Below are 22157 nucleotides of genomic sequence, written 5' to 3' on the forward strand. Positions count from 1 at the left end.
CTTTATGCACACACGTTGATAACTCACAAAACGCCCATAATTCAACGCCCAACCAAACCCTCAAAAAGATGCTACAATACTCTCAGAATTGTTAATTTTACACCCTCGTTACACCGGCTGTTTTCAGATCATTTTTCTGACCGGCCTTTCTGATAAAAAAAGAAGACAATGACAGGTACCGAAAAAAATAAACCGATTAAACCCATCAATATCCGGGAAATTTTCAGGGAAAAGAACGAGCGGATCGCCCGCTTCACTCCGGGCTTTGTATACAGCTATCTTCACCGCATCCTGCATATCGATTTCATCAATAACTTACTCAAGAAACACGGCCAGCAAACAGGAATCGCTTTTGTTGACAAAGTAGTGGAAGAATTCAATGTCAGAGAACATTTGCACGGCCTTGAAAACATCCCCTCAGAAGGCAAATTTATCTTTGCCAGCAACCATCCGCTGGGAGGTTTTGATGGCATGTTACTCATGAAAAACGTTGAAAAAAAACTGGGGAGTTTCAAGTTCCTGTCCAACGATATCTTATTAAATATTCCGCAACTCAGCCCTGTTTTTGTGCCGGTTAACAAACATGGAAGACATGCCCGTGAAGCTGCCAAAATGTTATCAGGCGTGTATGATTCAGATGTGCAGGTTTTGATTTTTCCATCCGGATTAGCCTCCCGCAAAATAAAAGGACAGATCATGGACCTGGAATGGAAAAAACATTTCATCTCGAAAGCTATCGAGCACAAACGAGATATTATTCCGGTATTTATTAGCGGAAGAAACACCAACCGGTTTTACCGACTGGCGAAGCTCAGAAAATTTCTGGGCATAAAATGGAACCTCGAAATGTTCTTTCTTCCCGACGAAACCTACCGCCACAGAAATACCGATGTTCATTTATATTTTGGAAAACCAATCCCTTACACCACCTTCAACTCGACAAAAAATCACAAAGAATGGGCTGAATGGGTAAAACAAGAGGTGTACAAATTACCCACATCTTATTCTGCGATTAATTAAATAGAAAGAAAATGTCATGTGTAGACGGATTTTTTTAATTTTGTAATCCATTTTTCTAAAAAATCGTAAACAACCTTATAATGATTTAAATTCAATTGGTTGGGTTTAGAAAAACTAACAAAAATAACAGATGAAGGAAATTGTAGCACCTGTATCCAAAGCAGAGCTTATAGCAGAGCTTACGCCGGATAAACTCATGAGGAAAACAAACAAGGGAGGAAATGAGATATACATTACGACAGCCCAGGATTCTCCGGCAGTGATGCAAGAACTGGGACGATTACGGGAAATTACGTTTAGAGAAGCAGGTGGGGGAACAGGCAAAGAAACCGACATAGACAATTACGATACACAGGAAAAACCTTATAAACAGCTTTTTGTTTGGGATCCGGATGCCCAGGAAATTTTGGGCGGTTATCGTTACATGCTTTGTGCCGATGCTCCACGCGACGAAAACGACGAAGTACTGATGGCAACATCACGGGTATTTCATTTCTCGAAAGAATTTATTAACGATTACCTTCCTTATACGCTGGAACTCGGGCGTTCTTTTGTTCAGCCGGCCTATCAGTCGAGCAAAGCGGGGGCAAAAGCTCTTTTCGCCCTCGATAATCTTTGGGACGGACTGGGCGCGTTGACTGTCGACCATCCGGAAATCAAATATTTTTTTGGGAAAATCACGATGTATCAGCACTTCCATAACGAAGCGCGCAACCTGATTCAGTATTTTTTCAAAAAATATTTCCGCGACAAGGAAAACCTTGTATACCCAAAACATCCGGTAGAATTTGACATTGATATGCCTGCGATGCGAAAGCTATTTACCGGCAGTAACTATAACGAAGATTACAAGATTTTGGTGCAAAGCGTGCGTCAGTTTGGAGAAAACATTCCGCCACTGGTAAATGCGTACATGAATTTGTCGCCATCGATGAAGACCTTCGGCACCATCAAAAATGAAAAGTTCGGAAATGTGCTCGAAACAGGAATCATCGTTACCATAAAAGACATTTACGATGCAAAGGTTGATCGGCATATCGAAACCTATATAAAGGATAAAGAGAATGACGACTTTCCCACACCCAAATAACGACATGGATTTCTATCGGCAAGAGCCGAGAATGCATGTAGCCGTCGATTCGATCATCTTCGGATTCAACGAAAACGACTACGAACTAAAGCTACTGCTTCTGAAAAGAAATTTTGAGCCGGCCAAAGGACAATGGTCACTTATGGGCGGTTTTGTCACCTTGGAAGAAAGTCTGGATGATGCAGCCCAACGAATTCTGTCAAACCTCACCGGGCTCGACGACGTTTACATGGAGCAACTTTATGCTTTTGGTGATCCTCGCCGCGATCCGGGGGGCAGAATCATCTCGGTGGCTTATTTCTCGCTGATCAAGATTAATGAATACGACAAAGAGCTGGTAAAAAAGAACGGCGCTTGGTGGGTTCCGTTGTCAGAATTGCCCGAACTGATATTCGACCACAACGACATGGTAGCGAAAGCCCTCAGAAAACTTCGGATTCGCGCACGCACACAACCCATCGGGTTTGAATTGCTACCCGAAAAATTCACCATACCTCAGTTGCAAAGGCTTTACGAAGCCATCTACCAAAAGCCTTTTGACAAACGCAATTTCCGGCGTAAGGTTTTAACAATGGGCTTGCTCGACAAGTTGGAAGAAAAAGAAAAGGAAACCTCGAAAAAAGGTGCCTACTACTACCAATTTAATACAACGAAATACGAAGAATTACTTCGCAGGGGATTCAATTTTGAACTTTAAAAAATTGGAAAAATGGAGAGCAGACTTTAATAAGCCCGCTCATCTTTCCCTTCTACAAAATTGATAAACGAACTGTTTACCACCCGGTTTCCACCCGGAGTTGGGTAATTTCCGGAGAAGTACCAGTCGCCTAAATCGTTCGGACATGCTTTGTGCAGGTTTTCCAACGATTGATATACAATTTCCACTTCTGCCCTGCAATCTTCAGGTTTTAGCAACTCGGCTATTTTTGCTGAAATCTCTTCGGCAGTAAACGGCTTGTATATTTCGCGCACGTAATTCACCATTTCCTCTTTTGGCAAATTCTCCTGCTCCTTGCACTTCCTGTACACATCGTGAATCAGTGCCTCTTTTCCCTGATCTTTTAGCAATTCGATGGCAGCGTTAAACGCGATAAATTTATCGAGACGCGCCATGTCGATTCCGTAACAGTCGGGATACCGGATTTGCGGCGCTGATGACACCACTATAATTTTTTTCGGCTTTAAACGATCCAGAATTTTCAGGATACTGTTTTTCAACGTGGTTCCCCGAACAATGGAGTCGTCAATAATAACCAGCGTATCCACATCGTTTTTAATGATACCGTAAGTAACATCGTATACGTGCGCCACCAGGTCGTCGCGACTGGCATCATCAGCAATAAATGTACGCAGTTTAACGTCCTTTATCGCGATTTTTTCCACGCGTGGTTCAAACGAAAGTATTCGCTTAATGTCTTTATCACTTAACGATCCGTTCTTCTTTTGAATCTGGTCAATTTTCCAATCGACGAGGTGATTTCTCACTCCGTGCACCAACCCGTAAAAAGCAGTTTCTGCAGTATTCGGTATGTAAGAAAACACGGTATTCTCAAAATCATAATCCACAGCCTTTAAAACGGTTGGAGTAAGCAAACGCCCCAGTTCCTTGCGTTCCTGGTAAATACTTTTGTCGCTGCCCCGCGAAAAATAAATCCGTTCAAACGAACAGGACTTCCGTTTGTGCGGTACCCTGATCATATCGTGACGAATTTCGCCGTTCTTCTTTACAATCAAAGATTCTCCCGGCGCTATTTCCTTAACCAGGTCGGCATGCACGTTCATAACGGTTTGAATCACCGGACGCTCCGATGCAATTACCACAATCTCATCATCGTAATAATAATGTGCGGGTCTGATTCCCCAGGGATCGCGCACCACAAAAGCATCGCCGTGCCCGATCAAACCAGCCATAGCGTAACCACCATCCCAGTCTTTCGACGCACGCTCCAAAATATTCTGAAGATCGATATTTTTTTCAATCAGCGGCGATATTTCAGAATTAGAATACCCTTCGTTTTTATATTTCCTAAAGAGCAGCTGATTTTCCTCGTCTAAGAAATGCCCTACTTTTTCAAGTGCCGTTACCGTATCGGTGTATGCCTTCGGATGTTGCCCCAGGTCGACCAATACATTGAACAGCTCGTCGGTATTGGTTAGGTTGAAGTTTCCGGCAAGCGCCAGGTTTCTCGATTTCCAGTTATTCTGCCGCATAACCGGATGTGCGAATTCAATGCTGTTTCTGCCAAAAGTACCGTAACGCAAATGTCCTAAATAAAGCGATCCGGCAAAGGGGTAGTTTTGTTCAGCCCAATCCGGATCATTTATATCAGCATCGTGTCGCTTAGCTTTCTTCAATGGTTTGTTTACCTTCTCGAAGATATCCTTTATCGGATTTTGCTCAACCGATCGTACACGATTGATATACGGATGTCCCGGCTCCACATCAGTTTTTACACACACCAGCCCGGCGCCATCCTGTCCGCGGTTGTGTTGTTTCTCCATTAAAAGATACAGTTTGTTAAGACCGTACTTCCATGTTCCGTACTTTTGGTGATAATACGACAGTGGCTTTAACAAACGAATTAACGCAATGCCACACTCGTGCTTAATCTGGTCACTCATATTATAGATTCTGTTTCAGCAATGGAAAATTTATTACATCCGGAACAACAAAGGCAGTTGGATATTCCTTTTGAATCTTTCTATACAATTTCCAGGCTTCGTTTTTTGTCCGGAAATCGCCGACTCTCACCCGAAAGTTTGGTGCTACAAATTTGATATGCACCGGATAATCGGGGTATTCAGATAAAAAATCAACTTTGGTTTTCAGCGCCTGTTCTTTTGCGTCCATTTTGGAGCTGAAAAAGATCTCAACTCTAAACCCATCCATCCCCTCTTTTTCGTGATTCTTTTCAATGTGCCATCCCAGCATTTTGTCTAAAACCGGATCTCGCTCCACCTGCAGCTGGTCAAGTATAGCAACGCGCACCGAATCGTGTGCAGCATCCAATCCTACAACCTCCTGAGCGCAAGCAAACTGCGCAACAAAGAAAACAGCTAAAAAGAGAATCAGAATCCTCATCATTCCTTCAATTGAGTGTGCAAATATAATTCAAAAACCTATAAAACAAGAACGCAACAAAGATCAACACATTGCCTTAATCTAATGGTAATGTCAACCGCCGAAACCCTAATGAACACTCGATTACTTTACCGCCAATTAAAATTAAACGTTTTCGCCAACTTACCAAAACCAGCTCATTACCAAGCATGTTCTTGTAAAAATCGGCTGACACACGATTCATTCACAAATAAAAAATAACTTTGCGCCCGCATCATGGAAGAAAGAAAATTATTTATTGAAACGTATGGCTGTCAAATGAATGTGGCAGACAGCGAAGTAGTTGCAGCTATACTGCAGGAAAAGAAATACACAGTGGTTGAATCAGCCGAAGAAGCAGACACTATTTTCCTGAACACCTGCTCGGTACGCGACAATGCAGAACAGCGTATTTGGGGAAGACTCGCCCATTATAAAAGCCTGAAAAAAAACAGAAAAGGTTTGGTGGTCGGGGTTTTAGGCTGCATGGCCGAAAGGGTTGGCGAAGAGTTTATCGCAAAAGGAGCAGCCGACTTGGTTGCCGGACCCGATGCGTACCGCGATCTTCCCTACCTAATCGACAAAGTGAACGATGGGCAAGCCGCCGTAAATGTGGAACTTTCGACGATAGAAACTTACGATAAGATAACTCCGGTTCGAATTGGCGACAAAGCCATTTCCGGATTTGTAAGCATTATGCGCGGATGTAATAATTTCTGCACCTATTGCATTGTCCCCTACACCCGCGGACGCGAACGCAGCCGTGATCCGCAGGACATTTTAAACGAAGTCCGCGATTTATCGGAAAAGAACTACAAAGAGGTTACCCTGCTCGGACAAAATGTGAATTCGTACATGTGGTTACCCGAAGGTGAACGCAAACCGGTTAAATTCTGGGATTTGCTTGACATGGTTGCACAGGTAAATCCGAACATGCGGATCCGTTTTACCACATCGCACCCGAAAGACATGTCGGACAAGGTTCTGCGCGCAATGGCCAAACACAATAACCTATGCAAACACATTCATTTGCCGGTGCAATCGGGCAGTTCGAATGTGCTAAAAACCATGAACCGGAAATACGACCGGGATTGGTACCTGGGCCGAATCAAGGCCATACGTGAAATACTTCCTGAATGCGGCCTAACCACCGACCTGTTTACCGGGTTCTGTGGCGAAACGGAAGAAGACCACCAGGACACCATCGCGCTAATGAAAGAAGTTCGTTTCGACAGTGCATTTATGTTTAAATATTCCGAACGACCGGGAACCTACGCAGCCAAACATCTTGCCGATGATGTGCCGGAAGAAATAAAAACACGCCGACTGAATGAAGTGATCGCTTTGCAAAACCAAATCTCGATCGAAAATAACCGGGCCGATATCGGAAAGACAGTTGAAGTGCTGGTAGAAGGAACTTCGAAAAAATCGGACGAAATGCTGTTTGGCCGAACTTCACAAAACAAGGTTGCTGTTTTTCCGAAATACGATTTCAAAAAAGGCGACTTCGTAACCATAACCGTGAACGATTGCACGCAAACAACGTTAATTGGAGATGTATTAAAATAGGACCATGGGAAAATTAGTAGACGAATTCAATGCCTACCGGGCAAAAATGAATGAAAAGATACTGGCTTCGGATAACAAAGTCATGAAGCGTTTGTATAGCCTGGACACCTTAACCTACCAGGAGGGAGCACTCAGTACAAAAGTGAAAGAAATGCTTGGACTCGCGACCTCGATGGTATTGCGTTGCGACGATTGCGTAAAATATCACCTCGAAAAATGCCACGAACAAGGTGTAACAACCGAAGAAATATTTGAGGTATTCGGAGTGGCCAACCTGGTGGGTGGAACCATCGTAATTCCTCACACGAGGAGAGCTGTCGAGTACTGGGAAGAACTAATTAATACCGAATTGAATTGAGCCATTTTCAATTTAAATTGTTATAATTAAATCTTAAAAATTAGAAATATGGGCAAACTGTTTGCGATAACTTCATCGGGAAAGACCGAAAAATCGTTTTTAGATCTACGTTTTGGGAAATGCCTGAACGTTGTCATATTTGATCCTGAAAAGAATACTTATTCCATTCAGGAAAATCCTTGTCTGGAGGCTGAACACACCGGCATTAAGCTGGTAGAATACCTGAAAGAACAGGGCGTAACAACCATTATTACAGGGGAAGTTGGCCCAATGGTGAGTCAGAAACTCGAAACTGAAAAAATGCAGTTGGTGCTGCTTCACGAAGAACGGATCAAAATAGAAGAAGTGATGGACCGCATCAGCGGAAACTAGGCGAATAAAGTTCTTTGTTCAGAAAAGGGATCAGTGCCAGTTGAACGGCCTGACGATATAACTGCGTACGGTCTATTTTATCTCCGGTCAGCAATCCCACTGCTCCCGATTTCTGCTTCGAATTGTGTTGTTTAAAAACCATATCGTTGGCAGTACCCAACTCGTAACCGCTTTCAACTAATAAGGCCACTTTGGGCGGCAACATAAAACTGGTGGTTCGCGATTCTCCTTTTTGTGAACCATCAGTAATAACAATCCACGCAAAAGCAACCAGCCCTTCAGCCTCGCGTTGCAAACCTCCTTCAACTCCGATCCAAAAATCAGCTCCCGGGAAAAGTTTCTGCGCATTGGCAACCCGGTTACGTGCGCCCGCCAGTGTTTCCTCATCACTCATCGGCTGGTCAGAAACTCCTGATTCTACTGAAACACCTTCGACGCTTACTTCATCAAAAAAATCACCAAACCCTTCGAGGGTGGCGTTGATCTTTACCGGATTTTTGGATGCAACAATAATTTTCACCTTTCAAAATTTTCCGAAAAATAGGGATTTAATGAAAACTACCTCGTTAAGTATAGAGAATAATAGATTGAATAAGACCTTGTAACTAATCCAAAGATTTTTATTTTCACCTTACATTTGCAATTGAAACACTCAAACCACAATAAAATGACCATCCAAAAAGGAATTATCGAAATCGACGGTTTCAATTTACGTTATCAGATCGAAGGTGCAGGAATTCCCATTCTTTGCATAGGAAGCACGTTGTTTTACTCTCGCATATTTTCTGCCCAGATCAAAAATCAACTTCAGTTTATTTTTATTGATCACTGCGGATTTACGAAGGCTCCGGCAAGAGAAATCTCAAACAAAGAATATTCATTGGAAAATTTGATCCGTCATATTGAAATTATCAGAACTAAACTGAAATTGCATCGCTTCTTTATTTTAGGCCACTCAGGCCACGCTTTTATGGCGCTGGAATATGCCAAAAAACATCCCAAAAACATACTGGGCAACATTCTGGTTGGAGTCAGCCCTGATTATAGTGCCCAATCTCATCAGTCGACAGATATTTTTTTTGAAGAAAGTGCCAGTGATGACCGCAAACAGTTTTATCTCCGTAAAATGAATGAGTTACCGGAATTAATCAAGCTGTCTCCGGAAAAGCGATTTGTCCATTTTTGCTTATGCAGTGGAGCCCGCAACTGGTTTCGACATGATTTTGATGCCGTATTTTTATGGAAAGGCGTTGAAACCAATATGCAAATGATTGATCATGTTTGGGGGACCATTTTCAAAGATATTGACATTACCCATCAACTGGATAGTTACAAAATACCTACTCTGCTCATGATAGGAAAGTATGATTTTGTAACTGGTCCGACTAATCTATGGGACGAGGTAAAAAATAAGTTCTGCGATCTGAAAATAAAAATCTTTGAAAAGAGCGGTCATTATCCGATGTTTGAAGAAAATGATCTTTTCGATACCGAACTCTTAAACTGGATCGAAGAAAAATACCGAAAGTCGTAGACTATAGATTATTACCATCTGCTTTTTGCTCAGACCCAAGGCATATAGTTCAGAAAACACAAAAATGACAGGTCGATTTTGGCCGAACAAATTCGGGAAAAGGATCAGAATTCTTATTTTAGACTATCAAAATCTACAGACAATGAAAGTAAGACTGGCAACCATCGACGATCACGAAAGCCTCGTGGAATTTCAGCTGGCCATGGCCCGCGAAACGGAAGGCATTGAGCTTCACCTGTCAACGGTTGAAAAGGGAGTGGAAGCTGTTTTGAACGATCCCAAAAAAGGGAATTACTATGTTGCAGAAATCAATGGGAAAGTGGTGGCTTCGCTACTTACTACTTTTGAATGGAGCGACTGGCGGAATGGTACGGTTATGTGGATACAATCGGTTTATGTGATGCCGCAATACCGGCGAAGAGGTGTTTATCGCAGCATGTATGCGCACATAAAAAGCCTCGTTCTTAGCTCGGATGAATGGCATGGCGTGAGACTTTATGCCGATAAATCGAATCAATCGGCTCACCGCACCTACGAAAACCTGGGAATGAACCAGGATCATTACATTACTTTTGAGTGGTTAAAATAAAACTTTCTGGTTGCATAGTTGTTTGGAGTTGGCGAGATGAGCAGATACCTTTATAAGTTGATAGAACAGGGCGAGCACGAGCAGCAGGATTTTAAATTTTGCATCAACGACTCCAAAAAAATAGCCAAATCGCTTGTCGCTTTTGCCAATACAAACGGCGGCCGTCTACTGATCGGGGTAAAAGACAACGGGAAAATTGCCGGTATTAGTTCCGACGAAGAATTTTACATGATTGAATCGGCTGCAAAAATTTTCAGTAAACCGGCCATTACTTTTACCACCCGGCAGTGGCAGGTTGAAGGAAAAACAGTGTTGGAAATCGGTATCGAGCCCGGAAGCGAAAAACCCTATTTCGCCAAAGACGAAAACGGGAAATGGCTCGCCTATATTCGCATCGGAGATGAAAACTTCCTGGCACACCGAATTCAAATCGAAGCATGGAAAAAGCAAAGCAGCCCAAACGGAGTATGCTTTTCGTACTCTGACGACGAACGCCTTTTAATTGAATATCTTCAAAACAACGATAGTATTTCCTTTTCAAAATACATGCGACTCGCCCAGCTTTCGAGAAAAAAAGCCGGAGATATTTTAAGCAACTTTGTTGTTATTGATGTCTTGAAAATCAAGACATCAAACGAAGGGACAACCTTTACATTAAATCATGATGTGGATAAAAGTGAATTGGATAAATTCAGATAACCCTTTCAGAAAACCTGATATATTTGTGTTTCAATTTTTGTTTAAATCAAAATATTTAATCGTTTACCAACTAAAAAAATAACAATGTTAAGAAAACTACTTTTACTGTTTGCCCTCGCAAACATGGCATGGGTTGTTGCAGGCCAGGATGAATACTTAAAAGCAGAAGCTGAAGACGGCGAAAAAACGTACAAGGGAGGAGAAGCCTACGAGGTAAAAATCTACCCGCAAAAATTCAAATCAAATAAACCCAAGAATATTATTTTCATGATTGGAGACGGCATGGGAGTAGGCCACGTTTTTGCTGCACATACGGCCAATCGCGGACAATTATTTTTGGATAACTTTAAACATATCGGATTCTCGACAACACAGTCGGCAAGTGATTTTGTCACCGACTCATCTGCCGGTGGAACAGCTTTATCCTCAGGAGTAAGAACCTACAACGGGGGACTGGGTGTGAATAGAGATACAGTAGCGGTTAAATCAATTCTGGAAAATGCCGAAGACAAGGGCCTTGCCACCGGATTAGTATCGACTTCGGCAATTACACACGCCACTCCTGCCTCCTTTATTGCTCATCAGCCCTCCAGAAGCATGTATGAAAACATTGCGCTGGACTTCCTGAAAACCGACATTGATGTATTTATCGGAGGTGGTCTATCTCATTTCATAAAACGCAAAGACGGACGCAACCTTTTGGAAGACCTGGAAAAAAACAACTACCGTGTTGAAACCGATTTGGATAAGATTGCAACAGTGAAAAGTGGCAAACTGGCAGGTTTGACCGCTGATATCCATAACGGGCGCATTGCTGAAAGAGGCGACATGCTTCCCGTTGCTACCGAAACGGCAATCAACATCTTAAGTAACAACAAAAAAGGATTCTTTATGATGGTGGAAGGTTCACAGATTGACTGGGGTGCCCATGCCAACAGCACCATTCAAGTGATTGAAGAAACCTTGGATTTCGACAAAGCCATAGGTAAAGCACTTGACTTTGCTGCAAAAGATGGAAATACCCTGATTGTTATTACTGCCGACCACGAAACCGGTGGCCTCTCCTTTTCGGGCGGAGATATCGAAACCGGCATGATCAAAGGAATATACGCTACTAAAAGCCACAGTGCAGTTATGGTTCCGGTTTTTGCATACGGTCCGGGAGCTGAAAATTTCACAGGAATTATGAAGAATACGGATATTCACGATAAAATGAAAGCTTTGCTTCTCGGCAAATAACTGCGAGATCAAGCCAGAAAACCGGAATTTGAATTTGTCGAATTCCGGTTTTTTATTTTCTAAGCATTGTTTTTTATCTTGCGCCCACTTTTCGAATGCTGTCCATTCAGCAAAAGCATTCAAAACTTAATTAGAACTTTTTGTATGAAATACGAAAAATGGTCGTTGGGCTACTACCTCCTCAAGCAATATGTGCGTTTTGTTGATTTCATCATTCATAAAAAAACGATAGTTAACGGAAAAGAAAATCTTCCTAAAGACGCACCGATCGTTTTTGCCCCTAATCATCAAAACGCATTGAGCGATCCAATGGCAATCCTGCTTCACACTCCTTATCAACCCGTTTGGCTGGGTAGGGCAGATATCTTCAAAAACAAAATAGCAGCCTTTCTTCTAAGGTTTCTTAAGATAATGCCCGTTTACAGGCTTCGCGACGGGAAAGAGCAACTCGCGAAAAACGACAAAACGTTTGCCGATTCCATCCGTGTGCTCGAAAATCATGTTCCGCTTGCGCTGTTCCCCGAGGCAGCACACTCGGGAAAACGACAAATGCTCGCCCACAAGAAAGCAGTTCCTCGTATTGTTTTTCTGGCAGAAGAAAAAGCAGGACACAACCTGAACATCCACATCGTACCCACCGGAATTTATTACAGCAGTTACTGGAAGTTCAACCGGACAGTGATTGTGAACCTCGGAGCACCGGTTCGTGTCAACGATTTTCTGGAAGAATATGCTGAAAATCCAAACAACGCCACGCAATTGTTAAAAGACGCGTTGTACAATGCCATCGAACCGCTTACTTTAAATATAAAAAGCAAGGCCCACTACGAAGATTTTGAAAACATCCGAGAAATATATGGCAGAGAGTTTCTTCGCAGGCAAAACAAACCGTATTCTCCCACCAACCTGTTTCATTCCGATCAGAAACTGGTAGGTCAGCTGGATGAATGGGAAAACCGCTCGACCGAGACAACCAACGAATTGGCAACACTGGCACACCAGTACCTGGACTCCTTAAAAAAGCACGGATTAAAAAGCTGGCTGCTCGACCGGAACACCAACAACGCCTTAAAAATTGTCGGAAATAAATTAGTGTTACTGGTTGGTCTTCCGGTATTCCTGTGGGGTTTTATTTTTAATGCCATCCCATTCTTCCTGATCGACAGTTTCAGCAGAAAAAAACTAAAAGACGTCGCATTTCGAAGCACCTTCTTTCTGGCTCTTGGATTAGTATTTTTTCCGGTAGTATATTTGCTTGAACTTTGGGCAGTATCGGCATTCATTCCCGGCTTCTGGCTAAAATTGTTGTTTTTAATTTCACTGCCACTTGCCGGAAAGATCGCTTTTCGCTGGTATATTCTGTTTCTGAAGACTTGGGGACGTGGCCGCTTGCTTTGCCTCAGTCTATTTAGCAAATCAAAATTGGAAAAACTAAAAACACAAAAAGAAAGGTTGTATTCAATGCTCGAATCGATGATTGCCGTGTAATTGAATCACAATTATCAATTTCGGGAAACCATCAACTTCCTGGTAAAGGTATTTTGGTCCGAAGTAATTATTCGCAAAATATAAATCCCGTTTGGAAGTTGATTAAGTTGAATGGTACTTTTTTGAACCGGAAAATCGTACATCTCTTTCATTACTTCTTTCCCGGTTATATTGATGAAATGAATTTCAGCTATTTCTTTAGATTGCAGCTCAACCGTTACCTTATTATTCTTGCTTGGGTTAGGATATACCTTCAATTCAGATTCGATCTGCTCTTTTTCCTTAAGCGATGAATTCCAGGTATTCTGAGCGGAAGCAGTGACATAAATAAACAATGTAAATATGATAGGTAAAATATATTTCATTCTGCTATTATTTTGCTTCTCTTGCTAAAGGTAACAATTTTCATGCCTTTTTGATCAACGTTTATCAAAATAAGTTTAGCGCAGCCTCTAAATCTTCAGGAGTATCGATACCTATTGACTGAGAATGAGTTTCTGCCGTTTTTATCCGATAACCGTTTTCAAGCCATCTCAGTTGCTCCAGCGATTCGGTCAGCTCCAGTCGCCCCTGCTCCAACAGTGTAATCTGCTGTAACACTTCGGCCCGAAAAGCATACATCCCGATATGTGCCCAGAAGTTGTGTTTAGTCACCCAGTCCTTTTCTTCCACTCCCCGAACATAGGGAACCGTTGACCGGCTGAAATACAATGCATTCCCTTGCTGATCAAGAACAACCTTGGGCCTGTTCGGGTTGAATAATTCTTCTGTGCTGTCAATCTTTTTCACTAAAGTTGCAATCTGCACGTCATCCTGAAAACATCCTTTTAAGAGAGCAATTTGTTCCGACTGAATAAAAGGCTCGTCGCCCTGAATATTTATCACCACATCAAACGAATGGTCAACAGCCAAAATACGAGCCGCTTCTGCACAACGGTCCGTTCCGCTCTGGTGCGAAGAAAGTGTTTTTACTGCCTTACCGCCAAAGCTCAACACAGCATCATAAATGCGATCATCATCGGTGGCCACACAAACCATATCCAGGGCTTTTGCCGCATTCTCATAAACCCACTGAATCATCGGCTTGTCTTTAATCATCACCAAAGGTTTACCGGGAAAGCGGGTTGACTGATAACGGGCGGGGATAATTCCAATAAATTTCATCTGCTTAAAATTGCTTATCGTTGAGGTAATAACAAAACACGTATCCGTTCAATTTCCGCAACAATTTGTCGTACGGATAAACCCCGGAAATACGACTCGTGTCTCATTTTAATAATTTACTATCAATTTGATAAGACAAAGATAATATTCAATAACTGATTTAAGCGCTAAAAAATCGTCTACTGCAATTCGAAAGGCTAAAAATCCTTAATTGTCAGTCACCAACTGTCATTGCCCGTAAAAAATTGTAATTTTGCGGATTGAAGTTTATTCGGATAAATTCTCCGAACAAAACAAGATCTGAATGCAGAATTAATCTTTTTGTTGGCCGGTCAGAAGAAATAACATGGATATACAGTCAATTAAACAACGATTCGAAATTATAGGCAACTCGCCGGGATTAAACCGCGCCATTGAAGTGGCAGTGCAGGTTGCTCCCACCGACTTGTCGGTACTTATCACGGGAGAAAGTGGTGTGGGGAAAGAAATTTTTCCTCAGATCATTCATCAATATTCCAGCCGCAAACACGGCAAATATATCGCCGTTAACTGTGGGGCAATACCCGAAGGAACCATCGATTCGGAACTTTTCGGACACGAAAAAGGTGCGTTTACGGGTGCACTTGCCGACCGTAAAGGATATTTCCAGGAAGCAGACGGTGGTACTATTTTTTTGGATGAAATCGGGGAACTTCCCCTCTCAACCCAGGTACGCCTGCTTCGTGTTTTGGAAACCGGCGAATTTATAAAAGTTGGTTCTTCGCAGGTTATTAAAACAAACGTGCGTGTTATTGCCGCCACCAATGTGAACATTCCGAAGGCCATTGAAGAAAGTAAGTTCCGCGAAGATCTGTACTACCGATTGAACACGGTGCCTATCAGCATTCTTCCTTTGCGGGAACGACCCGACGATGTGTACCTGCTGTTTCGGAAATTTGCCCGCGATTTTGCTGAGAAATACCGAATGCCACCGGTTCGCCTAACCGAAGATGCGCGTATATCGCTGATGAACTTCAGATGGCCGGGAAACATCAGACAACTGAAGAATGTAACCGAGCAGATTTCAATCATCGAACAGGAACGGGAAATAAATGCAGAAGTACTGCGCGAATATCTGCCGTTTACGGGTAGCCAGAATTTGCCCGCTATCTTTTCGAGAGCCGAAGAAAGCAGGTCGTTTGCCAACGAACGGGAAATATTATACAAAGTTCTTTTCGATATGAAAAAGGACATGAACGATTTGAAAAAGCTGGTACTTGACCTGATGCAAAACCGTGATGTTTCACTTTCCGGAGACCAGGCTCAAATCATCCGCGATTTGTACAATACCGAAGAGGTCGGATTTCCGCCGAGTGAACCGGTACCCAGCCCAATTCATATTTCACATGTAGAAAAAGATCATATACAGGATACAGAAGAATTTGTGGAAGAATCGCTTTCTTTGGCCGACAAAGAAATTGAGTTGATTCAGAAAGCGCTTGACAAACATCGGGGCAAACGAAAATACGCCGCACAGGAGTTGGGAATTTCTGAACGTACGCTCTACCGAAAAATTAAAGAATACGACATTAAGGGATAATTTTATGCTGAAAAAAATAATCGCCGGAATCATTTTGGCATTGATTGTTGTGGGCCTCGCTCCATCTTGTAAAATCAATTACTCCTTTACCGGAGCCAACCTCTCTCCTGACGTAAAAACTTTTACGGTTTATTATTTCCCCAACCGGGCAAGGCTGGTCAATCCAACACTCGCGCAGAATTTCACCGAGAAATTAAGGGAAAAACTACAGCGTCAGACCTCCCTGCATGAGTTGTCGGAAGGAGGTGATATTGAATTTGAAGGACAAATAACCGGATACGAATTTCGCCCGATGGCCGTGCAGAAAGACGACCTTTCGTCTCAAACCCGGCTTACCATTTCGCTCAAACTGAAATACACCAACAACAAAGTTCCGGATGATAATTTCGAGCAAAACTTTACTGCATACGAAGATTTCGACAGTAATCAACCGATCAGTTCGGTAGAAGACGATCTCACCGAACAGATTATTGATAAACTCACCGAGGATATTTTCAACGCCACCATTGCAAACTGGTAAGATGAACAGAAACCATTTTACAAAATACTTGCAAAATACTACATTGCTCAACCACGATTCGCTGGAGCAATTGCGCATTCTGACCACTGAATCACCGTGGTTTCAGGCCGGCTGGATCTTGTACCTCAAAAACCTGAAAGCAGTTGATTCGCCGCAATTCGAAGAGGTATTAAAAAAGGTGGCAGTAATGGTTCCCGACCGAAAACAGCTGTACAAATTTCTGAACGACGAGATTCAATTTAGTGTTGAAACCACCGAAAACGAGCAGATGTCGGGTTATTCGCTCGACAATAATTCGTCGGAAGGACATCAGGGCAACGCTCTTATTGATCGTTTTTTAAATTCAGGTGCAGGTAATTCCATTCGTGCAAATCAACGAACACAGCTCACTGAATCAGCAGTAAATAAAGACATTCTGGAGAAATCGGTAATCGAAAACGACGAATTAGTTACTGAAACATTGGCCAACATTTATTTCCATCAAAAAAATTATGAAAAAGCGATTAAAGCCTTTAAAAAATTAAGTTTGAAATATCCGGAAAAAAATATTTACTTTGCAAGCCGAATTAAAGAAATTGAAGTAATAAAGAATAATACTTAAGAAGATGTATATTTTTATCACCGTTTTACTGTTTATCGTATGTATCCTTTTGGTAATGATTGTTTTGGTACAAAACTCAAAAGGAGGTGGTCTGGCCAGCAATTTCCAATCTACAGGTCAGGTAATGGGAGTTCGTAAAACAACTGATTTTCTTGAGAAAGGCACATGGGTTTTGGCAGCAGCGTTAATGATTCTGTCGATTGTTGGCGCCGGTTTTATCCCACGCGAAAAAACAGATGCTGAACAGTCACGTGTTCAACAACAAATCGAGAATGTAACTGATCCTACACAGGTTCCTACATTCCCGACTACTCCTCCGGATTCTATCTAACGTTCGAATCCTGTTGACGATCGAAGAATAATTGCAAAAAATACGAAGCCACTTGATTTCAGGTGGCTTTTTCTTTTCCCTCGGATCAATCGAAAACTATAAGGTAAACCTTGGCGATGCAATATCCGATTCAACCATAATCGGAACTTTTAAATCGGCATGTACCGAAATTTCAAAATTTGAATACCCGTAAACACGAATAAAAATGAGTGTCCTGGGATTATTATCCATCATCTGAATTACGGGTTGCAAAAATTCATCCAGGTTCAGGCTAAATTCGGATGCAGTGAGCTGTTCCCCCTCTGCCAGCAATTCAACCGGTTCCTGCATGTGACAATCTATCGTTCCCACATGTGCATATCCCCATACAACAGTAAGCGATTGAATTTCGTCTGCCCCTTCCAACCCATTAAAAATTAATTGCGATCCGCTACCTGCTGCTACACCCAAAACAGCACCCGGGCAATTGTTCAGGTTGTCTTTGCTGGCCAAACTAAAAGAAGTACTCCCGTTAAACCGGTACAGCGAACCGACGGTCGCACTTTTGGGCGTAATTAACTCATCGGCCTGCCACGCTTCCAAAGGTAACTCAACCAAAAGTTGAGCATCAGTTTTCACACTTGTTTCGGCTTTTTCACAGGCACACAGGAACGTGAGAAATACTCCCACACAAAGTAAACTTAAGAGTTTCATGGCTTTAGCTTTTAGTATAATTGTTTCCGTTATTTTCTGCTCCAAAATTGTCTGGCATTTTGTTTACGAGGCATTCAGGTTGCAGGTTTCGGAAGGCAAACAATATGATTGCTCACAAATAAAACAACTAACCCGATAATTCGAAGGCATCAACAGAACCTAAGTTTGACCGACCCGATTGATGAAAACGACAGAAGCATTGAGAGGTTCTTTTTGTTTTCATGGAATATCCTTTGAGGTTCAAACAAAATAACAGAACACGAACAATATCGACATACATTTTTCTGGCTAAGTACAGGAGAACTGAACCACCTCAGCTCCCGCGTTTCACTCTTTCAGGTCGATCTTTTTTAAATTCTTTCATATTCTAATTTTCAATTTACGGACAACTTCTTCCGCAATAGCTTTAAAATCGCCCCCCCCGAAATAATCTTATAGGTGATTTACTTTGAGCTTAACCAAATTTAAGACGACAAACAGCCGTTATCATATCAAATTTGATTCAAAAGCACATATTTTTAGACCAATTTATCTTTTATTCTCATCCAAACAGGTATTGGGTGTTTATTCGCCCATAATCTGCAGATATTCAGACGGAGTTACCCCATATCTCAGCTGAAAACATTTGGTAAAATATGAAGGACTGCTAAATCCGGCTTCAAAAGCAACCTCGGCTATATTGGATGTGGTTTTATTCAGCAAATCGATGGATTTACCCAAACGATATTCGCGAATAAAATTATTGGGAGAAAGCCCCAGTAATGAAATCATCTTTCGGTATATGTGCGATTTACTGGAACTAAGTTGTTTTGAGAACTCATCAACAAAAAACGATTCATCCTGCCATTTACGCTCCATACAGTCAAGCAATTTATGGACAAAACGTTCGTCTTCGGCACTCAAAACCTCAATTCCGTCTATTTCAACCGGGGCATTACCGTTTTCTGGTTCACTTCCATCCTTACAATCCGAACTAACTAATATTTTTTCGCGGGCAACATGGCAAAGTCGTTCACTGCGTTTTAACACCAGCGCATTTGAACCATTTTCGTAACCAGATCTATGCCCCTGACTAAGTCCGACTTTAAATGAAATTTTGGTTTGCAGCCCTGAATCCAAACTTTCAAAAAATGAATCCTTTAGAAACGAAGCACACCTGATGGCATCTTTTGATGATTCAAAACTGATACAATAACGTTCGCCACCATTATCTATAATTTTCCCGTTAAATGGATCAATCATAACTCCGACCCGGGGAGTAAAATGCTTCTTTGCCTTCCAAAAGTTACGGACTTCTTCTTTTTTCATGGCATGGGAGACAATGTCAAATACCAATACAAAGTCCTCGCCTGCACAATTCCTTTTCTTTTCTTTTGATAAACGACTCAACCGTTGTAACTCATTCCAAATATCCAGGAACGCCTGCTCTTCAACCTCCGACACTGTATCACAGTTTTTTTTACGAAAAAAAGATTGGCCTTCCGCTCCGGGTACATCAGCCAGACAAATAATCCGTCCGTCAGCCTTACTCGACAAACAGACTAATTTCTGTACGTTTTCCCGTTCAAAAAATGATGTATTATCCGACAAATGAAAATTCTGATGTTGCTCGGTCTCTGGTTTATCACGATGGTCGATAAAATCTGACATATCGTGAGTTTTAAATGAACTCTAATTTTCAGGGATATTGGTTGTGAAAAAGAAATGAGCACTTCAATTTAACGTCAAAACAGAAACGTTAATGTTATTAATTTGTTCACCTTAATGGGTTCAAATTGAATTCTGGCCCTTTACTTTACTAAGCTTGCCTTAAGCCCTGCCAGCCTGTCATATTCCCTGACAAAACACTTAAAATATTGTATAGGTGCAATTTATGCACGAATAATAATTCATTCATAATTTTTCGGATGCAATTTTGTCCAGAATAAATTGCTGTTTTTGCCGAAAGTGCCGTTGGCACAGAATGTGATAAACCGACGGTGTCGAATTAAAAAAAATGTTTAATAAATAAATTGTTACTACAATGGCAGAATTAAAAGGTAAAATCCTGGCAGGCAAAATACTTGTAAAGCCACAGGAAGCAGAAACAAAAACTTCCAGCGGAATTATCATTCCTGATTCAGCAAAAGAAAAACCCCAGGTGGGTTCGGTTGTATTGGTTGGTGCTGATAAAAAAGATGAACCAATGGAACTGAAAGTGGGCGATATTGTATTCTACGGTAAGTACTCGGGAACTGAACTCAACATTGATGGTACCGACTATTTATTAATGTCGCAAAACGAAGTTTTATTCATTAATTAATCAAAACAAAAAAACAGATAAAAGATGGCTAAAGAGATTAAATTCGATATCGAAGCGCGCGACCTGCTGAAAAGCGGAGTTGATCAGTTAGCGAACGCTGTTAAAGTAACACTTGGTCCGAAGGGACGCAATGTTGTTATCGAAAAGAAATTTGGTGCACCTCAGATTACAAAAGACGGTGTAACCGTTGCAAAAGAAATCGAGTTAAAAGACTCATACGAAAACCTGGGTGCCCAGATGGTGAAAGAAGTAGCTTCTAAAACCGGCGACGACGCAGGTGATGGAACGACTACTGCTACAGTATTGGCTCAGTCGATTGTAAACGTTGGCTTGAAAAACGTAACTGCCGGTGCGAATCCTATGGATTTAAAACGCGGTATCGACAAAGCAGTTGAAGCTGTTGTAAAAAGTATTGCCGATCAGGCACAAACAATTGGCGACGATTACAAAAAAATCGAATCGGTGGCTAAAATTTCGGCCAACAACGACGGAGTAATCGGTGCTTTGATTGCTGAAGCAATGCAAAAAGTAAACAAAGAAGGTGTTATTACTATCGAAGAAGCAAAAGGAACTGACACTTACGTTGACGTAGTGGAAGGTATGCAATTCGACCGCGGATACATTTCGCCCTACTTTGTAACAAATCCTGAAAAAATGGCTGCTGAACTGGATGCTCCTTTCATCCTGATTCACGACAAGAAGATCAGCACCATGAAAGACCTTCTTCCTGTACTGGAGGCTACTGCACAAACAGGTCGTCCGTTAATGATTATTGCAGAAGATGTTGACGGAGAAGCACTGGCTACATTGGTGGTTAACCGCCTGCGTGGTTCATTAAAAGTATGTGCCGTTAAAGCTCCCGGATTTGGCGATCGCAGAAAAGAAATGCTCGAAGACATCGCAATCCTTACCGGTGGTACTGTAATTACCGAAGAAAAAGGGATGAAACTGGAACAGACCACACTTGACCTACTCGGACAAGCTGAAAAAATTACCGTTGACAAAGAAAATACAACTGTAGTTAACGGCGCTGGTTCACAGGAAGCGATCTCAGCACGTGTTGGCCAGATCAAAACGCAGATGGAAAACACCACTTCTGACTACGACAAAGAAAAACTGCAGGAACGCTTGGCTAAACTCGCCGGTGGTGTAGCAGTAATCTACGTAGGTGCAGCGTCTGAAGTTGAAATGAAGGAAAAGAAAGACCGCGTTGACGATGCTTTGCATGCAACACGTGCTGCCGTTGAAGAAGGAATTGTTCCCGGTGGAGGTGTTGCTTACATTCGTGCAAGTGAAGTACTGGCCGAACTAAAAGGTGACAACGAAGACGAAACAACAGGTATTGAAATCATCAAACGTGCTATTGAAGAACCACTTCGCCAAATCGTAGCCAATGCTGGCAAAGAAGGCGCTGTTGTTGTTCAGAAAGTAAAAGAAGGCAAAGCTGACTTCGGATACAACGCCCGCATCGATGAATACCAAAACCTTCTGGAAGCAGGAGTAATCGACCCAGCAAAAGTAACGCGTGTAGCTCTTGAAAATGCTGCGTCTATTGCCGGAATGTTCCTTACAACTGAAACTGTAATTGTTGACGTTAAAGAAGAAAGTCCATCTCCAATGGGTGGTCCAGGAATGGGCGGCATGGGTGGCATGATGTAATAAATAAAGATTTATGCAACATAGGAAAAGCTCTTCCCTCCGGAAGGGCTTTTTTATTGCCCCAAACAACGAACCGTCCAACTCACTTCCTCACTATTCTTACAAATTGTAAGCGAATAACCGCTTCGAAAATAATGACAATCGTCAGACAGTGTTTTTTAACATCTTTTTCACAGGATTAACACATTGATATTCTGATAACTACAACGAGCCTAAACTTTATGACAAGCTTGTTTTTTCATTCAGAAGT

General features: G+C 42.0%; 24 protein-coding genes. 17 read left to right on the top strand and 7 right to left on the bottom strand.

Annotation, left to right across the window (positions count from 1 at the left end; all coding sequences use genetic code 11):
• The first annotated feature begins 168 nt into the window (after positions 1-168).
• The 3 genes from MR764_RS17335 to MR764_RS17345 all read left to right on the top strand — a co-directional run bounded on the left by MR764_RS17335 (position 169) and on the right by MR764_RS17345 (position 2807).
• Positions 169-1020 carry a 1-acyl-sn-glycerol-3-phosphate acyltransferase gene (locus MR764_RS17335; protein ID WP_247980714.1) on the top strand — a complete coding sequence of 284 codons (852 nt, stop codon included), beginning with the start codon at positions 169-171 and terminating at the stop codon, positions 1018-1020.
• 130 nt (positions 1021-1150) lie between these two features.
• Positions 1151-2110 carry a GNAT family N-acetyltransferase gene (locus MR764_RS17340; RefSeq protein ID WP_247980715.1) on the top strand — a complete coding sequence of 320 codons (960 nt, stop codon included), beginning with the start codon at positions 1151-1153 and terminating at the stop codon, positions 2108-2110.
• Positions 2085-2807 carry an NUDIX domain-containing protein gene (locus MR764_RS17345; protein WP_247980716.1) on the top strand — a complete coding sequence of 241 codons (723 nt, stop codon included), beginning with the start codon at positions 2085-2087 and terminating at the stop codon, positions 2805-2807. The genes MR764_RS17340 and MR764_RS17345 overlap by 26 nt, the downstream gene beginning before the upstream one ends.
• Positions 2808-2833: 26 nt before the next feature.
• On the opposite strand, the gene MR764_RS17350 is transcribed toward MR764_RS17345, so the two are convergent.
• Together MR764_RS17350 and MR764_RS17355 are read right to left on the bottom strand one after the other, a co-directional pair.
• Positions 2834-4732: an amidophosphoribosyltransferase gene (locus tag MR764_RS17350; RefSeq protein WP_247980717.1), complete on the bottom strand. Its 1899-nt coding sequence runs from the start codon at positions 4730-4732 to the stop codon at positions 2834-2836.
• 1 nt (position 4733) lies between these two features.
• On the bottom strand, positions 4734-5195 hold the full coding sequence (locus tag MR764_RS17355; RefSeq protein WP_247980718.1) for an SPOR domain-containing protein: 462 nt from the start codon (positions 5193-5195) through the stop codon (positions 4734-4736).
• A gap of 252 nt (positions 5196-5447) precedes the next feature.
• Between MR764_RS17355 and miaB the strand changes: the two genes are divergently transcribed.
• The 3 genes from miaB to MR764_RS17370 are packed head-to-tail and all read left to right on the top strand — an operon-like array spanning position 5448 to position 7509.
• Complete coding sequence (miaB, locus tag MR764_RS17360) at positions 5448-6779, top strand: tRNA (N6-isopentenyl adenosine(37)-C2)-methylthiotransferase MiaB (protein ID WP_247980719.1); 1332 nt, start codon at positions 5448-5450, stop codon at positions 6777-6779.
• A 4-nt stretch (positions 6780-6783) separates the two neighbouring features.
• Positions 6784-7137: a carboxymuconolactone decarboxylase family protein gene (locus MR764_RS17365; RefSeq protein WP_247980720.1), complete on the top strand. Its 354-nt coding sequence runs from the start codon at positions 6784-6786 to the stop codon at positions 7135-7137.
• A gap of 48 nt (positions 7138-7185) precedes the next feature.
• Positions 7186-7509, top strand: coding sequence for a NifB/NifX family molybdenum-iron cluster-binding protein (locus tag MR764_RS17370; RefSeq protein WP_247980721.1), 324 nt, complete (start codon positions 7186-7188; stop codon positions 7507-7509).
• On the opposite strand, the gene yjjX is transcribed toward MR764_RS17370, so the two are convergent.
• The gene (yjjX, locus tag MR764_RS17375; RefSeq protein ID WP_247980722.1) at positions 7496-8029 is read right to left on the bottom strand and encodes an inosine/xanthosine triphosphatase; all 534 of its coding nucleotides are present in this window, start codon (positions 8027-8029) and stop codon (positions 7496-7498) included. The two genes, MR764_RS17370 and yjjX, sit on opposite strands and share 14 nt — an antisense overlap.
• Positions 8030-8176: 147 nt before the next feature.
• Here yjjX and MR764_RS17380 point away from each other — a divergent pair, with 147 nt between their 5' ends.
• The 5 genes from MR764_RS17380 (at position 8177) to MR764_RS17400 (ending at position 13058) form a co-directional block, all read left to right on the top strand.
• Positions 8177-9043 carry an alpha/beta hydrolase gene (locus MR764_RS17380; RefSeq protein WP_247980723.1) on the top strand — a complete coding sequence of 289 codons (867 nt, stop codon included), beginning with the start codon at positions 8177-8179 and terminating at the stop codon, positions 9041-9043.
• A gap of 142 nt (positions 9044-9185) precedes the next feature.
• Entirely contained in the window at positions 9186-9632 is a 447-nt protein-coding gene (locus MR764_RS17385) for a GNAT family N-acetyltransferase (protein WP_247980724.1), read from the top strand.
• A 36-nt stretch (positions 9633-9668) separates the two neighbouring features.
• The gene (locus tag MR764_RS17390; RefSeq protein ID WP_247980725.1) at positions 9669-10331 is read left to right on the top strand and encodes an RNA-binding domain-containing protein; all 663 of its coding nucleotides are present in this window, start codon (positions 9669-9671) and stop codon (positions 10329-10331) included.
• Positions 10332-10415: 84 nt separating this feature from the next.
• On the top strand, positions 10416-11570 hold the full coding sequence (locus tag MR764_RS17395; protein ID WP_247980726.1) for an alkaline phosphatase: 1155 nt from the start codon (positions 10416-10418) through the stop codon (positions 11568-11570).
• Positions 11571-11714: 144 nt separating this feature from the next.
• The gene (locus MR764_RS17400) at positions 11715-13058 is read left to right on the top strand and encodes a 1-acyl-sn-glycerol-3-phosphate acyltransferase (RefSeq protein WP_247980727.1); all 1344 of its coding nucleotides are present in this window, start codon (positions 11715-11717) and stop codon (positions 13056-13058) included.
• A 14-nt stretch (positions 13059-13072) separates the two neighbouring features.
• Here MR764_RS17400 and MR764_RS17405 read toward each other — a convergent pair whose 3' ends face one another.
• Entirely contained in the window at positions 13073-13423 is a 351-nt protein-coding gene (locus MR764_RS17405; protein ID WP_247980728.1) for a T9SS type A sorting domain-containing protein, read from the bottom strand.
• A 64-nt stretch (positions 13424-13487) separates the two neighbouring features.
• The gene (gene kdsB, locus MR764_RS17410) at positions 13488-14222 is read right to left on the bottom strand and encodes a 3-deoxy-manno-octulosonate cytidylyltransferase (protein WP_247980729.1); all 735 of its coding nucleotides are present in this window, start codon (positions 14220-14222) and stop codon (positions 13488-13490) included.
• A 346-nt stretch (positions 14223-14568) separates the two neighbouring features.
• On the opposite strand from kdsB, the gene MR764_RS17415 reads away from it, so the two are divergent.
• Genes MR764_RS17415 through secG form a run of 4 tightly spaced genes read left to right on the top strand, consistent with a single transcriptional unit; the run spans position 14569 to position 17253 of the window.
• Positions 14569-15801, top strand: coding sequence for a sigma-54 dependent transcriptional regulator (locus MR764_RS17415; protein WP_247980730.1), 1233 nt, complete (start codon positions 14569-14571; stop codon positions 15799-15801).
• Between the two features lie 4 nt (positions 15802-15805).
• A complete protein-coding gene (locus MR764_RS17420; protein ID WP_247980731.1) occupies positions 15806-16321 on the top strand; it encodes an LptE family protein in 516 nt (171 codons plus the stop codon).
• Between the two features lies 1 nt (position 16322).
• Complete coding sequence (locus tag MR764_RS17425) at positions 16323-16922, top strand: tetratricopeptide repeat protein (protein ID WP_247980732.1); 600 nt, start codon at positions 16323-16325, stop codon at positions 16920-16922.
• A 4-nt stretch (positions 16923-16926) separates the two neighbouring features.
• Positions 16927-17253, top strand: a complete 327-nt coding sequence (secG, locus tag MR764_RS17430) for a preprotein translocase subunit SecG (RefSeq protein WP_247980733.1) — start codon at positions 16927-16929, stop codon at positions 17251-17253.
• Between the two features lie 96 nt (positions 17254-17349).
• On the opposite strand, the gene MR764_RS17435 is transcribed toward secG, so the two are convergent.
• Together MR764_RS17435 and MR764_RS17440 are read right to left on the bottom strand one after the other, a co-directional pair.
• Complete coding sequence (locus MR764_RS17435; protein ID WP_247980734.1) at positions 17350-17946, bottom strand: hypothetical protein; 597 nt, start codon at positions 17944-17946, stop codon at positions 17350-17352.
• A 564-nt stretch (positions 17947-18510) separates the two neighbouring features.
• Positions 18511-19596 (bottom strand): helix-turn-helix transcriptional regulator, encoded by a 1086-nt coding sequence (locus MR764_RS17440; protein WP_247980735.1) that lies wholly within the window; start codon positions 19594-19596, stop codon positions 18511-18513.
• Positions 19597-19969: 373 nt separating this feature from the next.
• Here MR764_RS17440 and MR764_RS17445 point away from each other — a divergent pair, with 373 nt between their 5' ends.
• On the top strand, positions 19970-20248 hold the full coding sequence (locus MR764_RS17445) for a co-chaperone GroES (RefSeq protein ID WP_247980736.1): 279 nt from the start codon (positions 19970-19972) through the stop codon (positions 20246-20248).
• Positions 20249-20272: 24 nt separating this feature from the next.
• Complete coding sequence (groL, locus tag MR764_RS17450; RefSeq protein ID WP_247980737.1) at positions 20273-21907, top strand: chaperonin GroEL; 1635 nt, start codon at positions 20273-20275, stop codon at positions 21905-21907.
• Positions 21908-22157 lie beyond the last annotated feature (250 nt).

The organism is Maribellus sp. YY47 (genome assembly GCF_023111095.1).
Classification (GTDB): domain Bacteria; phylum Bacteroidota; class Bacteroidia; order Bacteroidales; family Prolixibacteraceae; genus Draconibacterium.

Bases quoted from the DNA above. Each gene is read 5' to 3' on its own strand.
- MR764_RS17340 (WP_247980715.1), top strand. From the start codon at position 1,151: ATGAAGGAAATTGTAGCACCTGTATCCAAAGCAGAGCTTATAGCAGAG.
- MR764_RS17365 (WP_247980720.1), top strand. From the start codon at position 6,784: ATGGGAAAATTAGTAGACGAATTCAATGCCTACCGGGCAAAAATGAAT.
- miaB (WP_247980719.1), top strand. From the start codon at position 5,448: ATGGAAGAAAGAAAATTATTTATTGAAACGTATGGCTGTCAAATGAAT.
- MR764_RS17385 (WP_247980724.1), top strand. From the start codon at position 9,186: ATGAAAGTAAGACTGGCAACCATCGACGATCACGAAAGCCTCGTGGAA.
- MR764_RS17370 (WP_247980721.1), top strand. From the start codon at position 7,186: ATGGGCAAACTGTTTGCGATAACTTCATCGGGAAAGACCGAAAAATCG.
- MR764_RS17390 (WP_247980725.1), top strand. From the start codon at position 9,669: ATGAGCAGATACCTTTATAAGTTGATAGAACAGGGCGAGCACGAGCAG.
- MR764_RS17380 (WP_247980723.1), top strand. From the start codon at position 8,177: ATGACCATCCAAAAAGGAATTATCGAAATCGACGGTTTCAATTTACGT.
- MR764_RS17335 (WP_247980714.1), top strand. From the start codon at position 169: ATGACAGGTACCGAAAAAAATAAACCGATTAAACCCATCAATATCCGG.
- MR764_RS17435 (WP_247980734.1), bottom strand. From the start codon at position 17,946: ATGAAACTCTTAAGTTTACTTTGTGTGGGAGTATTTCTCACGTTCCTG.
- secG (WP_247980733.1), top strand. From the start codon at position 16,927: ATGTATATTTTTATCACCGTTTTACTGTTTATCGTATGTATCCTTTTG.
- MR764_RS17395 (WP_247980726.1), top strand. From the start codon at position 10,416: ATGTTAAGAAAACTACTTTTACTGTTTGCCCTCGCAAACATGGCATGG.
- kdsB (WP_247980729.1), bottom strand. From the start codon at position 14,222: ATGAAATTTATTGGAATTATCCCCGCCCGTTATCAGTCAACCCGCTTT.
- MR764_RS17445 (WP_247980736.1), top strand. From the start codon at position 19,970: ATGGCAGAATTAAAAGGTAAAATCCTGGCAGGCAAAATACTTGTAAAG.
- MR764_RS17440 (WP_247980735.1), bottom strand. From the start codon at position 19,596: ATGTCAGATTTTATCGACCATCGTGATAAACCAGAGACCGAGCAACAT.
- MR764_RS17415 (WP_247980730.1), top strand. From the start codon at position 14,569: ATGGATATACAGTCAATTAAACAACGATTCGAAATTATAGGCAACTCG.
- MR764_RS17405 (WP_247980728.1), bottom strand. From the start codon at position 13,423: ATGAAATATATTTTACCTATCATATTTACATTGTTTATTTATGTCACT.
- MR764_RS17400 (WP_247980727.1), top strand. From the start codon at position 11,715: ATGAAATACGAAAAATGGTCGTTGGGCTACTACCTCCTCAAGCAATAT.
- MR764_RS17420 (WP_247980731.1), top strand. From the start codon at position 15,806: ATGCTGAAAAAAATAATCGCCGGAATCATTTTGGCATTGATTGTTGTG.
- MR764_RS17345 (WP_247980716.1), top strand. From the start codon at position 2,085: ATGACGACTTTCCCACACCCAAATAACGACATGGATTTCTATCGGCAA.
- MR764_RS17350 (WP_247980717.1), bottom strand. From the start codon at position 4,732: ATGAGTGACCAGATTAAGCACGAGTGTGGCATTGCGTTAATTCGTTTG.
- MR764_RS17355 (WP_247980718.1), bottom strand. From the start codon at position 5,195: ATGATGAGGATTCTGATTCTCTTTTTAGCTGTTTTCTTTGTTGCGCAG.
- groL (WP_247980737.1), top strand. From the start codon at position 20,273: ATGGCTAAAGAGATTAAATTCGATATCGAAGCGCGCGACCTGCTGAAA.
- MR764_RS17425 (WP_247980732.1), top strand. From the start codon at position 16,323: ATGAACAGAAACCATTTTACAAAATACTTGCAAAATACTACATTGCTC.